The sequence below is a fragment of the Roseibium sp. SCP15 genome (assembly GCF_040329435.1).
Taxonomy (GTDB): domain Bacteria; phylum Pseudomonadota; class Alphaproteobacteria; order Rhizobiales; family Stappiaceae; genus Roseibium.
Genome location: NZ_JBDZYI010000001.1, coordinates 168,546 through 181,203, shown reverse-complemented (window position 1 = coordinate 181,203; position 12,658 = coordinate 168,546). Strand labels below are relative to the sequence as shown.

The 12,658-nt window shown below is 56.2% G+C and carries 9 protein-coding genes; 3 read left to right on the top strand and 6 right to left on the bottom strand.

The genetic code is table 11. From position 1 onward, the window contains the following. The first annotated feature begins 26 nt into the window (after window positions 1–26). Window positions 27–1,124, top strand: a complete 1,098-nt coding sequence (locus ABLO27_RS00855; protein ID WP_353029891.1) for a hypothetical protein — start codon at window positions 27–29, stop codon at window positions 1,122–1,124. A 48-nt stretch (window positions 1,125–1,172) separates the two neighbouring features. Here the strand turns inward: ABLO27_RS00855 and ABLO27_RS00850 are convergent, their stop codons facing one another. Together ABLO27_RS00850 and ABLO27_RS00845 are read right to left on the bottom strand one after the other, a co-directional pair. Then, entirely contained in the window at window positions 1,173–3,056 is a 1,884-nt protein-coding gene (locus ABLO27_RS00850; RefSeq protein WP_353029890.1) for an ABC transporter ATP-binding protein, read from the bottom strand. A gap of 51 nt (window positions 3,057–3,107) precedes the next feature. Then, a complete protein-coding gene (locus tag ABLO27_RS00845; RefSeq protein ID WP_353029889.1) occupies window positions 3,108–3,740 on the bottom strand; it encodes a helix-turn-helix transcriptional regulator in 633 nt (210 codons plus the stop codon). A 347-nt stretch (window positions 3,741–4,087) separates the two neighbouring features. On the opposite strand from ABLO27_RS00845, the gene ABLO27_RS00840 reads away from it, so the two are divergent. Both ABLO27_RS00840 and ABLO27_RS00835 read left to right on the top strand, forming a co-directional pair. After that, on the top strand, window positions 4,088–6,085 hold the full coding sequence (locus ABLO27_RS00840; protein WP_353029888.1) for a putative bifunctional diguanylate cyclase/phosphodiesterase: 1,998 nt from the start codon (window positions 4,088–4,090) through the stop codon (window positions 6,083–6,085). Between the two features lie 50 nt (window positions 6,086–6,135). Next, window positions 6,136–6,453: a DUF2293 domain-containing protein gene (locus ABLO27_RS00835; protein ID WP_353029887.1), complete on the top strand. Its 318-nt coding sequence runs from the start codon at window positions 6,136–6,138 to the stop codon at window positions 6,451–6,453. Window positions 6,454–6,493: 40 nt separating this feature from the next. On the opposite strand, the gene ABLO27_RS00830 is transcribed toward ABLO27_RS00835, so the two are convergent. From ABLO27_RS00830 to ABLO27_RS00815, 4 genes are all read right to left on the bottom strand, one after another. After that, a complete protein-coding gene (locus ABLO27_RS00830; RefSeq protein ID WP_353029886.1) occupies window positions 6,494–7,111 on the bottom strand; it encodes an MOSC domain-containing protein in 618 nt (205 codons plus the stop codon). 243 nt (window positions 7,112–7,354) lie between these two features. Next, a complete protein-coding gene (locus tag ABLO27_RS00825) occupies window positions 7,355–8,164 on the bottom strand; it encodes a hypothetical protein (protein WP_353029885.1) in 810 nt (269 codons plus the stop codon). A gap of 191 nt (window positions 8,165–8,355) precedes the next feature. After that, window positions 8,356–10,410, bottom strand: coding sequence for an FUSC family protein (locus ABLO27_RS00820; protein WP_353029884.1), 2,055 nt, complete (start codon window positions 10,408–10,410; stop codon window positions 8,356–8,358). An 80-nt stretch (window positions 10,411–10,490) separates the two neighbouring features. After that, complete coding sequence (locus tag ABLO27_RS00815; RefSeq protein WP_353029883.1) at window positions 10,491–12,575, bottom strand: FUSC family protein; 2,085 nt, start codon at window positions 12,573–12,575, stop codon at window positions 10,491–10,493. Window positions 12,576–12,658: the final 83 nt, after the last annotated feature.

Sequence of the window (12,658 nt, the reverse complement as noted above, 5' to 3'; positions counted from 1 at the left end):
CTACAATTGCAGAGGTGGGAATTGTCATGACGCAGAAATCGGTTCCGGACAGAGCGACCGAAGGAATGGTCGATTACGACGACAATTCCCTGGCTCAAAGACAGGATACGCTTCGAAACTCGGATGTCATTTTCGAACTGGCAAACAGGTTGTCCGATCTGCCGGGTGGACTGAACATCACCGACTACGGATGCGGTCCCGGACAGAGTGCAATCGATACAGTGAAACCGGCAATAGAAGCCTGGCGACAATCAGCTCCGGGCAAGCCGGTTACGGTCTGCCATGCAGATCAGCCGGGAAACGACTGGAACGCCCTGATGGGCATCGTGTTCGGCAAGTCCGGTTATGCAGGTGGAGAAGACGCACCGCAGGTAAACACATCCGTTGGCACCTTCTTCAACCAAATGGCCTCGTCCGCTTCTGTGTCTCTTGCCACATGTTTCGCAGCCAGCCACTGGCTCAGTTCCCCATTCAAGATCAACGCACCGGACACGGTCTGGTTCGCCGACCTGCCGGAACAGGCGCACAAGCAAATGCGGGAGAGAGCGCTTCAGGACTGGTCCACATTCTTGCGGCATCGCGCCAAGGAGTTGCACAGCGGAGGATATCTCTTTGTCTCGACCCTTGGTGCGGTTCCGTCACCTGGAGATCCCAACGACAAGGCCGTTTCCGGTCGCGGAGTTTATCGAGCCTTTCAAGCGGTTACGGCGAGCATGAAAAAAGACGGCCTTCTTGATGCCAAGACGGCCGATGATTTTGTCTTCAGCTTCTGGTTCCTGAGCGAAAAAGAAGCCAGACAGCCATTTGAAACGGATGAAGAGCTTGCCACGGCTTATGAAATCGAACTGATCAAGGTTGGCAACAAGGTCGAAGGGGGGGATGTCTTTGGTGCCTATATTGAGAACCCAGCAGACTACGCCCGGCGCTACTGCGGCTTCACACATGCCTTTGCCAGCTCAACCTTGAGAAATCAGCTCTTTGCGCCCTCCTCTTCTGGAAAGAAAGAAGAAATTGACCGGCTGGAAACAGAATTTTTCCGTCGAATGAAAGAGCTTTACAAAGAAAAAACGAACACTTTCGCCTTCGAACAATGGCACCTCAGGGTCATATTGAAGCGAAGATAAGTGCGTGGAAGTTCAGGATGAAATCTCAGTCTTTCCACCGGGACTCGTTCATTCAGCTGCCCCAAGCGCCAGAAATCCACCCGATTGTCGCTCCCAAAGCATGGCGTAAAGGCCACCGCGTCTGAGCAGTTCCTGGTGGCTGCCCTCTTCGATGATCCGGCCCTTGTCCATGACCACAAGACGGTCCATCGCGGCAATCGTCGATAGCCTGTGTGCAACGGCAAGTGTTGTCCGTCCTTCCATCATGCGGGCAAGATTTTGCTGGATGGCCAGCTCCGCTTCACTGTCCAGAGCCGATGTCGCCTCGTCCAGGATCAGGATGGGTGCGTCCTTCAAAAGAACGCGTGCGATGGTGATGCGCTGCCTCTGCCCACCGGAAAGCTTCACGCCGCGGTCGCCTACGTGGGCGTCGAGCCCAGTGCGGCCCTTGCTGTCTTGCTGCTCCTCGATGAAGTCGAGTGCCTCAGCCGCCTTCGCTATGGTTCTGATTTCATCATCCTCAGCTTCCGGTTTGCCGTAGCGGATATTGTCTCGTATGGAGCGGTTCAACAGTGAAATATCCTGGGTGACCACACCGATCTGACTGCGCAGCGAAGCCTGAGTGACTTCCCGGACATCCTGGCCATCGATTGTAATCCGGCCGCTGGAAACGTCACGCAAGCGCATGAGCAGAGAAATCACGGTCGATTTGCCGGCGCCCGAAAGCCCTACAAGGCCGACCCGTTCACCTGACTGGATCTGGAGATTGAACTCTTCCAAAACCGGCCGCCGATCCTTCTGATACGAGAAAGAGACGTCCTCGAAGCGAATTTCTCCCTTGGAAACCTTGAGAACCACTGCGTTCTGACGATCGGTGATCTCGGGGCGGCTGGTCATGATCGGCATGGCATCCCTGATCGTGCCGAGGGTGCTCGTAATCGATTGACCAACCCCGATGAAACTCGAGGATGCCGCTGAAAGGGAGCGGGTGACCGTAAGACCGGCAACAAATTCCCCGATAGTGACCCAACCGTCCATGAGCCCCATGAAGCCGATCACCACGACCGCCAGGATCAACAGCACATTCAGGAAGTAAACCGCGCTGTCCGTCAAAATGTAGGAACGGTTTTCACTGTGCCTTGTATCGATGGTTTCACCGATCACCTTGCGAATGGCCCCAGCTTCAGAATCTTCAGCGGCGAACAGCTTGACCATGGCGATGTTGGAATAAACATCTGTCATTGCACCTGTTGCACGGGAGTTTGCAGCCGCAACCTTGGCTGATCGTTGCAAATAGGAGGGAATGGCCAACCAGGCGACCAGGATGTTTGCCAAAATCCAGATCATCACCGGCACAGCTAATGGCCAGGCCATTGCCAGCAGGAGAAAGAATGAGCCGCCGAATTGAATGATGAGGCGAGGAATGGTCTCGATTGCCAGCATCATCTGGCGGTGGACCGACATCGTTACCTGCGCTATGCGCGAGGCTACCTGTCCGGCGAAGGTGTCTTCAAAAAAGGCCAGATCCTGCGTTTCGACCGCCTTGTGTGCCTGCCAGCGCATAGCGGCAGGCAACAGAATACGAACCGTCTGGAAGGCATAGGTTTGTCGCAACAGGAAGGCGAGCGGATCGATGACCACGAAAAGTACGAAAAATCCGAGCAGCAACCAGCCGTTTTCCTGAAGGAAAATCCGGGCCCCCTGCCCGGTCACACCGTCCACCACAAAAGCGATGGCCCAAATGCCGGCGAGCCCCAACCCTGCCGAAATCACCGCAAGGATCGAGACTATCACCAATTGCCACCTGAACATCCGCGCGAAGTGCAGCACAAGGCGCAACGGCCCTTCATCCGGCAAAGGTGCCACCGGCAGGTCCAGCGGCTTCAAATGCGCTTCGAAAGGTCGGAAGTAACGGTCGACAAGTTGCGCCAAAAGCGGTCCGGCGATTGACACCCGCAATACTCCTGAAAAGTTCTTTTTTGACCAGTTGGCCCCGCGCGGTTGTTAATGCTGAGGCCGCGGCTCGATCCGGTATACACAGCGCCGGTCACCGGACAACTGGTGCTCCGTGCGCTCAACAGTCACATCCGGTCCCAGCACATCCTTGAACAACCTGAGTTCTGACCGGCAAAAACCCTGACAGGCCGTGGCGGCGGCGCAGATTGAGCAATGGTTCTCTACAAGATAGAAGCCATCGTCCTGTGCGATAACCTCAGCCATATAGCCTTCCTGACTGCGCAGTTCAGCAAGTTTGTCCACGCGCCCGGCAAGATCAGACACGCCCTCGATCGCTTCCTGATACGACTTCCGGCTGTGAGCTTCCCTGTGAGAAATCAATTTCTCGAGCCCTTCGTCTCCAAAGAGATCATTGAGACCGGTTAACAGGCCAAGCACCAGATTGGAATGATTGTCTGGAAACTGCTGATGCCCGGCGGCTGTCAGGTCCCAAACCCTTTTTGGCCGGCCGACTGAGCCCTTGATGTCTTCGAAATCCACCAGATCATCCTGATGAAGTCCATCCAGATGCTGCCTGACCGCCACCGACGTGACATTGAGGCCTTTGGCAAGATCCGCAGCTGTTTGCGGGCCGGAAGACTTGAGTGCATTTAATAGCCGTGTGCGCGTTCGATCTGCCATGACCCCAATATAATGCTATTCACGCATAAAAAAATAGTTAGCTTTCCTTATTACCCTTCGATTAATCACCTCGCCTGTGCCGTGGCTGTTCTGCCCGATGGGCGTTTCCACTCTGTTTTCCTACCCACGCCCTGTGCCTGTTTTTGACGGAAGTCTTAACCATTCCCAAACTGGAGCCGTAGTCCTCATCAGAAAGCTTCAGTCATTGCCAGCCTTCGGTTAACTCGATTTTCAGATCCCACCAGCTATTTTCTTCCTCAAGATTTACAATTTCTACGGATCATTGAATCCATGCGCCAATTATTCTTTGCGTCTATTTTCAGCATTGGCCACTGGCAGGCGAAGTCATGAGCAAGGTCAACAGCTTCATACGCTGGATGCTGATTGACCCCCGGAATCCTCAACTGGCTCAGGCACAGTACAATGCGCTGAAAACCCAGATTCCGGCTCTCTATTTTCTCCTGATGGTCAATGCAGTGGCGGTGTCCTACACCCACTACGACATCGCTCCATTCTATTTGACCGTGGGCGTGCTCATTCCGATGCTCGCAGTCACGTCATTCAGGCTTGTGGCCTGGCTACGCGCAGGCAAAATATCGCCGGGACCGGACGAAGCCATCAAAAAGATGCGGCAAACGGTGCTGCTTGGAAGCGTCATAGCCGTCATCTACATCGCATGGTCTCTCAGTCTGGACGGATACGGAGGCCCTGAAGAACGCGGTCATATCGCTCTTTTCATTGCAATTACGGTGATCGGCTGCGTTTTCTGCCTGATGAACCTGCCTCAGGCCGCTATCCTGGTCATGCTCATCGTGACCGTTCCATACCTCGTTTATTACGTAGGCCTCGATCAGGACGTTTACTTTGCAATCGCACTCAACATCTTTCTCGTCTTTCTGGTTGTCCTGAAGGTCCTGCTGAACGGCTATTCCGGCTTTTGCAAGCTGATCCGGTCCCAGGAAGCACTCGCAGCAAAACAGCGAGAGACCCAAAGTCTCAGTGAGGAAAACCGACGCCTCGCCCATACCGATGCGCTTACCGGGCTGCCGAACCGCAGATATTTTTTCAATCGGCTGGAGAACCTGATTGAAGACGACGAAAACACCGAGCGGACGTTTGCGGTCGGTGTTCTGGATCTGGACCGCTTCAAACCGGTCAACGACACGTATGGACACAAACTCGGCGATCAGTTGCTGGCCGAGGTCGGAGACCGGTTGAAGTCCCTGAAGCATCCCGACATCGAGGTCTGCCGGTTGGGGGGCGACGAATTCGGCATTCTTTTCACCGGGGACCCGGCGAATGCCGCGACTGTCAGCCAGTCCATTTGTGAGCGCATCAGCGCTCCCTATCGATTCGGTGAACTGCAGCTGACCATCGGCGCGTCCTGCGGCATTGCGATTTATCCGGAAGCTGGCAGATCGGCCCATGTGCTTTTCGATCGGTCCGACTACGCCCTCTATAACTCAAAATCGAATTCACGCGGTCGCACCACAATTTACTCAAAGAGCCATGAGGCCAAGATCAGATCCGAGCGTGCGATCGAAAGCGCGTTGCAATGCGCTGATCTCGACAACGAATTCAAGGTCTATTTCCAACCGGTCGTCTCGCTGCCCGGGCGGGAGGTTGTCGGGTTCGAAGCACTTGTGCGCTGGCACAGCCCGGTTCTTGAGGAGGTCGAACCTGATCAGTTCATCGCCATAGCGGAGCGAACCGGACTGATCAACCGGCTGACGATATCGCTCTTTGAAAAGGCTGTCCGCCAGATCAAATCGCTGCCGGGAGACCTCTATCTTTCGTTCAATCTTTCCGCTCACGACATTACGTCTGCTGAGACGGTCGCTACACTGCTTGAAACCATTCTCCGCAACGGCATCGACCCGAAACTGATCACCTTCGAAATCACGGAGACGTCTGTCATCGGCAGCTATGAAGCCGCAGAAAGCTGCCTGCGCAAGTTGCGCAATGCGGGTGTCAAACTGGCGCTGGACGACTTCGGGACCGGATACTCCAGCCTCGGCTATCTTCACCGCCTGCCAATCGATTGCGTGAAGATCGACCGGAGTTTTGTCTCCGACATCAGTGAGCAGGTCGCGGGAGATGTCATCACTTCAATCGTGAACCTGTGCCGGTCCATGCAGATGTCCTGTATTGTCGAGGGTGTTGAAAAGAGCAGCCAGCTTGAGGTGTTGGAAGTCCTTGAATGCAAACTTGCTCAGGGTTTCTTCTTTGCGCCCGCCCTTCCCTTTGATGAGGTTCACGAGAGCGCACATGCGACAAGGACTGTCGCCGGGTTGCCGCTTGCCGGTTTCGATGCAACTGCGGAAAAGCACAGATCCAGAGCGTAAACGAGTGGCCACACCTCCCCTTTTGATCAAGGTCGTGGTAACGGGAAAACATGCGCGGTGGAACCAAACGTCAAAAGGACTTGCGCAAGGCTTTGAGAGCCTTGCTGCCGCGCGTTCCCATGCGCGATGCGGAAGCCATTCTTGATCTTGCACTGGCGGGCCACTTGCGCCATCTGCCACCTTCAATTTCGCTCTGGCAGGCGACGACCAGCCATATCCGCCATGAGATGACGGAGTACGACGCATTGCTAGAAGAGGGATACGACCGCGACGCAGCGCGTTACTTTGTTGCGGAGGAGATGAACGAAACCCTCCGCAACTGGGGCTGCAACAAGGAAGTTTCTCTGGACCAGGAACCTGAGACCTGAGTCAGGGAGAGTTGCGAAATGCAGCGTTCGAACCCTTGGTTCAGCGCCGTTCGTAAATCCACTGTTCCGGAATGTGAGCGGTGACAGTTTCACCTTGACGGATCAAGCCGGGAATTTCGACATAGCCCACCAATCCGCGCAAACGCGTAGCCGCCTTCGGGAACAGGAGATCCAGGCCTTCCCGGTCCGGATAGTTGGCTGCAATGGCCGCGCCGGAAAAGCGGCAGGGAGGATTGTCTCCATCGACGCGAATGACGGTGCCGCCCTCGAACACCAGTCTCGTGCGCGGAGGAACCTGGGTCAGATTTGGAATGCCCGACACCGCAATATTGCCGCCAATCCATTCGGACTTGATTTCGGCGATCTCCATGCGTCCGGCCACCAAGGAGAGTTCTTCGAGCGAGAGAATTGAGATTTGACGCTCGTTGCACATCTCCGTGCCGCGTGGATACCATGGTTCACGTCCGCCTGATCGACGGGTAAAACCGGCGTGCCTGTCCCCCGGGACGCCTTCAAAGGTCAGTTCAAGCGCGTCCACCGCGTCGGTTTGAAAATCATCAGGCGAAGAAGTCCGGAACACTCCTTCCACTTTGCCCGGGACCTTGAACTTGGACGTGATGCGCATTTCCTCGGGCAATAGTACAAGCTGTTCCGTCATGGAATTCTCCTGTCGTTTTTCCGTCCCGAGGTGTAGGCCGCATTTGTCCTTTCGACCAACAAATCATTTTGAAAAAAGCATCAAACAAAATGATCCGTGCTCGGGCATCCAATCAAGGAACCGCGTGCGAATTGCAGTGGGAGGTGTTCTAACGTTTCAGATCGCACCTGTACCAACTCCAGTAAAAAAAAGGCCCCGCGTTTCAAACGCGGGGCCGGGCATTGGGGGGATTGCGCAACTGCCTTACTGCAGTTGGACCGTACATACCATCTGAGTGTGCTGAGAATTGATCCAGCAGTTAGGCGGCAACGGACCGGTCGGGATCGGATAGTAGTAATAGGTCGGTTGACGGGCCGCGCTGGCAATGGCTGCACCCGTTGCTACACCCGCAGCATAGGCGCCCGGATGGTAATACGGGCCATATGGCGGATATGGCGGGTAATAAGGCGGATAGTAGGGGTGATAAGGATGGTGCCATGCACGACAGCGCGGATCTTGTGGCGCGTGGTAGCAATATGGACCGTAGGGCTCGAAACCGACAGATCCGGGTGCCGTGGAGGTTGCGCCATGATGGTGCGGCCTGGAACTGCGATCAATGAAGAGAGCGACGCCCTTGGCGCTTTCCGGCAGCTCGCCCCGCAATACCTTGACGCCATAGACCATTGAAGAGCCTTCCGTCTTGGCCGACGTCAATTCCACCAGCGCAGGAACCTTGCCGGTCTCGCTCAGGATGCTGACGACAGCATTCGGCGGGTCTCCCTTGAACCCGTCCTCAACTTCCCAGAAACCCGCGAAATCCTTGTTTGAAAGCTGACCGCCAACGCGGTAGGGCCGATCACTGAAGAACAAGACCCCCGCATCCGTGCCGGTAAGCGTCATGGTCTTGCCGTCGAATTTCATTTCACCGGCCTGCTGCACGAAGTCGTAAGTCGGCGGCGGTGTCGGATCGGCATTGACCGGCTGCGCCTGCTGCGCGTGGGCTGTCCCAATTCCTATTCCGGCCAACAGACCGGCACCTACAATCATTCCGCGAGTTATTTTCAAACTTTTCATCGTCAAATACCTCCTCCCGGGCAATGGCGGGCGCCCGGTTGCTGACAAACAAACTTCGCACGAGCATCCCGTTCAGATTGTGACACAGAACACAGTCTGCCTCCTAGATTGTATCGCGACAATGGCTTGCACATTAAATAAGTGAAAGGTTTATGGCGGTTGGCAGCTGCCCGCACCGCCGTTCACCAAACTCAGCCGACATCCTGCCGGAAGCCATCAAGGCAGCGGATAACCTTCCTGGCGTAATAAAGCATCGCAACCCAATCGGTCATGAAATGCGTGTCGGTCTCTGTCGTTTCCGGCATCGCCGCCCGCCATTCCTCGGCCAGTCCCGGTACGGTCTGTTTGCCCTTTCCATTCAGAACGGCGCTGATCTCATCCTGGATGCGCTTGTCCATTCTGCCAACCAGCGTTTCAACCGGTTCGACGGTGGCGTATTTGCCCGCATCCGCCTGCACATTGGCTCTCGCCTGACGATACAGCGCGACATAGTCCGCCAGCAGGACGACGAGCGTATCCAGCTTGCTGGAAGACTTGGTGAAGGAGGACCAGGGAGCGCGTTCGGTTCGATAGGTTCGAGCGGTCGCCAGCAGTTTGTGGGCGGTCGCTTTCAATTCTGCGTAGTCGAGAGTGTCCGCCTCCTCCTGCCCGTTCTCCGCCTTCAGGTATTCCGAGCAGGTGTTCAGATAGGACGTCTCCAGCTTCTCAACACTGTCACCGCTTCTGTTGGGAAAAAGCGCCCAGGCAGCGGTCAATCCAACGGCAGCGCCGATCAAGGTGTCGTAGAGGCGAGCCCAGAATTCAACGGCAGGCAGTCCGGTAAGCGTTTGAAGCCCAATCAGAACGAGAAAGCTGATAATTCCGGCGGCGATGCCGTAGTTGCGTTCGAACAAAACGATGATCGGGGGCAACAGGAGGATGATCAGCACAACCCTTATATCGGGATAACCCGAGAGCACCGGCTCCAGCATGATCGCGAACAGGAATCCGACCGCCGTGCCAAGGGTACGTTGTGTTGTCTTTTTCATCGTCGCGCCAAGACTGCCGCACAGGACCACGATCACCGTGATCGTGACCCAATAGGCGTGGCTCAGATTGAAGTAGATCCCGATGCCGTAGCCCACGCTCGCAGCCACACTTGCCTGCACGGCAAGCCGCCAGGATATCTGCTGCCACCAGGACGCAGACTTGACCTCAACTTCGGCATCCTCGTCCGCTCTCAGTCGGGATGTCCCCTCGGCTAGATTCCAAATCCGCTCGAAGGCCTGCGCGATTCTCAACAGCTGAAACTTGTCGCCTTTCTCAAACCCGACCTCAAGTTCCGGCCAGTCAACGTCAAACGGTGTCTGTCCGCCCGGAGCTTCTCCGGTCGTCATCCTTACGTACAGCTGGCCCACGACCTTTTGAAAGGTGGCGTTCTCGATCAGTTCAGTACGGCTTTCGGGCGATAGCATCGCCATCGCATCACGCACGACCTCCAGCGCCAACTGCATCATGGCAGCTGATTCAACAGACAGGCCCCGGAGTGCCGCTTCCGGGTCTATCAGATCAATGCTGAGGTCCAGTTCGGCACGCAGGCTTGCCACATCGGAGACATTTAGCCGGCGGCGCCTGTCGATCGACAATTGCCCGTTTGCAGCCAGCTTCAGATAGTCGGCCATCGCCTGGCGATTTGCCTTTTCAACCCTCTCGTAGGTTTTTTCCGGCGACGGCCGCCAGAACCCGATGCGGATCAAAAAGGCCAGTACCACGCCGAAAATCGTCATCGCAGGCAGCCATATTCCGGGCAAACCGGAGACACTCGACATGATCACGAACAGCCAGAAGATCGAAATCATGCGCCCTGCACGCAGCCAAAACTGACCGAAACCCTCAATCCCAAACCCGATGGCGATGATCGCAATCCATATGGATTGAAGCACGACGGCTGCGTTCTTGCCCGCGGCAAGCCCTGCCGCCATCCCGAAGAAAGCAAGGCCGGTCATGATAGCCCCAAGCCAAACAAGATCGCTGACTTCCTGCTTTCGGGTCGAGATTGGCGTGAACAAAAGGCAGTGTGCACCCGCGGCTGCGGCCAGCACTGAAAGGGTGAACCCCGACAAACCGTCGGCGAACGGTCCTAGCTGATTGGCAAGCAAACCCGCAATAACGACGGTCATCATCAAATGGGCGCCACGTACCAGCCGCATAGCTCCGGGATCGTAGCGGATGACGCGCGTGATTGATTGCAGAAACAGTTGAAGCATCGATTGAACTTGAACCTAAGAATCCAAAGCTTTGAACCTGTTCAGAAAAAGACCCGAACCAGGAAAGATTATTGTCAAAATCACTGATCGAGCGCCAGAGCAGAAGACCACTTCTTGTCCCGCTTCAAACCATCGAGGCATCCGACAATCTTGCGCGCATAGTAGAGCATCGCAACCCAGTCGGTCATGAATTGCGTTCCTCTGGTGCCGACAAGCGGTACCATGTCCGTCCATTGTTCGATCAGACCAGGAACGGACTGCTTTTCCCTCCCCTCCAGCACGGCTTCGAACTCATCAAGCATCCGCTTGTCCAATCTGGCGACAATCGGGGACAGTGGTGGGTCGAAATCATTGCTCCCAACCTCTGTCACGATTGTCATGCGAGCCTGGCGGTAGAGAACGACATAGTCGGCCAACACAAGGACCATGATGTCCAATTCGTCCATCGACGTCGCAAACGAGGCCCAGGGTGATTGCTCCGCCCGGTAGTCTTGGGCGGCGGTCACCAGACCGTTTGCCGCCGACTTCAGATGCGCATATTCCATCTTCTCTTCTTGCTCGCTCCGGCCCTCTCCCTTCAGGTAGTCAAAACAGGAAGTGATGTAATCGATCGCGAGCCGGTGAACGCTATCCGAACTCCGCCTTGGCAACAGCACCCAGGCCGCCAGCAGTCCCGCGGCGGCTCCAATCAACGTGTCGTAGATGCGTGGCCAGAACTCGGCAACCGGCATTCCCGTCAGAGCCTGCAATCCGATCAGCACGACGAAGCTGATAATCCCGGAGGCAATGCCGTAGTTCCGCTCCAGGAAAACGACAATCGGCGGCAGCAGGAGGATAACCAGGATCAGTCTGATCTCGGGCAATTCGGCCAGAACGGGCTCGACTGCCAGCGCAATGAAAACCCCGACGGCTGTCCCCACGGTTCGCAGCACCGTCTTCTTGACGGTCGCCCCAAGACTGGCGCACATGACCACGACAACCGTAACCGTAATCCAATAGATGTGGCTCAGCCCGAAATAGGCACCAAGCCCATAGCAGACTGCGGCAGCCGCACTTGCCTGCAGAGCGAGCTCCCAGGAGATCTTCTTCCACCAACGCGAAGATGCGGAACCACCGAAGCCTCTCTGACCGGACGGAACGCTTTCGGTCGCCTGGGCCAGCAGCCACAGCCGCTGAAAGGCTTGCACTATGCGGAGCAGATGGAACTGATCATCGCCTGACAGATCCGCGAGCGGGCGAGACCAAACGGTCTCCAATACCGGCTTTGCCGAAATCTGTTCACCCGTCTCGAGGCTGTCAGTCAGGTTCCGGACGGTCTCGCGATAGAATGCGCCTTCTGTCAGGTCGGCGCGGCATTGGTCCGACAAGGCAGCAACAGCGCCTCGGACCACCTCAAGCGCCAGCTGGATCATGGCGGCCGCTTCCGGTGACAAGACCTTCAGACCGCTTTTCGGATCAACAAGCTGGGCGCAGGTTTCCAGTTCAGCACGCAGAACGGTCAGTTGCGACAGATTCATCTTGCGCGAACTGAAGCCGGAGATACCGCCCGAGGCTGCCTGTAGCAGATATTCTGCCATGACCTTGCGATTGGTCCTTTCCACGCGCACGAAGGTCTTTTCGGGAGATGGCCGCCACAGAAGAATTCGGAATACAAAAGCTGTTGCTGTCCCGAGGACGCCCATGGCGGGCAACCAGAGGCCAGGTGCGACGGGTTTGCTGGCGACGACGACAAAGATCCAGAAGATTGCCAACAGACGTCCGGCACGCAGCCAGAACGGGCCGAGACCGTCCATGCCGAAACCGATGGCGATTACCGCGATCCACAGGACCTGAAGAACCGGAATGGCGGTTTCCCGAAACAAGGCGATGACGCCCGCACCGATTGCGAAACTGACCGTCAATATGGCGCCAAGCCAGAGAATATCGGATGCTTCCTGTCTCCTGGTCGAGACAGGCGTGAAAACCAGGACACCGGAACCTGCACCGGCGGCAATCACTGCCAGGTCGAAACCGGAAGCCGCAGGCTGAAAAAAACGGGCGAGTTGCAGTGTCAGAAGCACGGAGGCAACAATGGTCAGCGTCATGTCGACCCCACGCACCAGGCGCAAGGCACCCGGGTCGTAGCGTTGAAGACCGGTCAGAGATCGCATTACCAGCTGAAGCATCGGCTAACCTGAACCAGCCTTTCCAAACGATTGCAGTCAAACCTTCAATGGCCTCCGAAGCAGCGCAAGCTCACCCTGCCCGG

Bases quoted from the DNA above. Each gene is read 5' to 3' on its own strand.
- ABLO27_RS00855 (WP_353029891.1), top strand. From the start codon at position 27: ATGACGCAGAAATCGGTTCCGGACAGAGCGACCGAAGGAATGGTCGAT.
- ABLO27_RS00845 (WP_353029889.1), bottom strand. From the start codon at position 3,740: ATGGCAGATCGAACGCGCACACGGCTATTAAATGCACTCAAGTCTTCC.
- ABLO27_RS00840 (WP_353029888.1), top strand. From the start codon at position 4,088: ATGAGCAAGGTCAACAGCTTCATACGCTGGATGCTGATTGACCCCCGG.
- ABLO27_RS00835 (WP_353029887.1), top strand. From the start codon at position 6,136: ATGCGCGGTGGAACCAAACGTCAAAAGGACTTGCGCAAGGCTTTGAGA.
- ABLO27_RS00830 (WP_353029886.1), bottom strand. From the start codon at position 7,111: ATGACGGAACAGCTTGTACTATTGCCCGAGGAAATGCGCATCACGTCC.
- ABLO27_RS00825 (WP_353029885.1), bottom strand. From the start codon at position 8,164: ATGAAAAGTTTGAAAATAACTCGCGGAATGATTGTAGGTGCCGGTCTG.
- ABLO27_RS00820 (WP_353029884.1), bottom strand. From the start codon at position 10,410: ATGCTTCAACTGTTTCTGCAATCAATCACGCGCGTCATCCGCTACGAT.
- ABLO27_RS00815 (WP_353029883.1), bottom strand. From the start codon at position 12,575: ATGCTTCAGCTGGTAATGCGATCTCTGACCGGTCTTCAACGCTACGAC.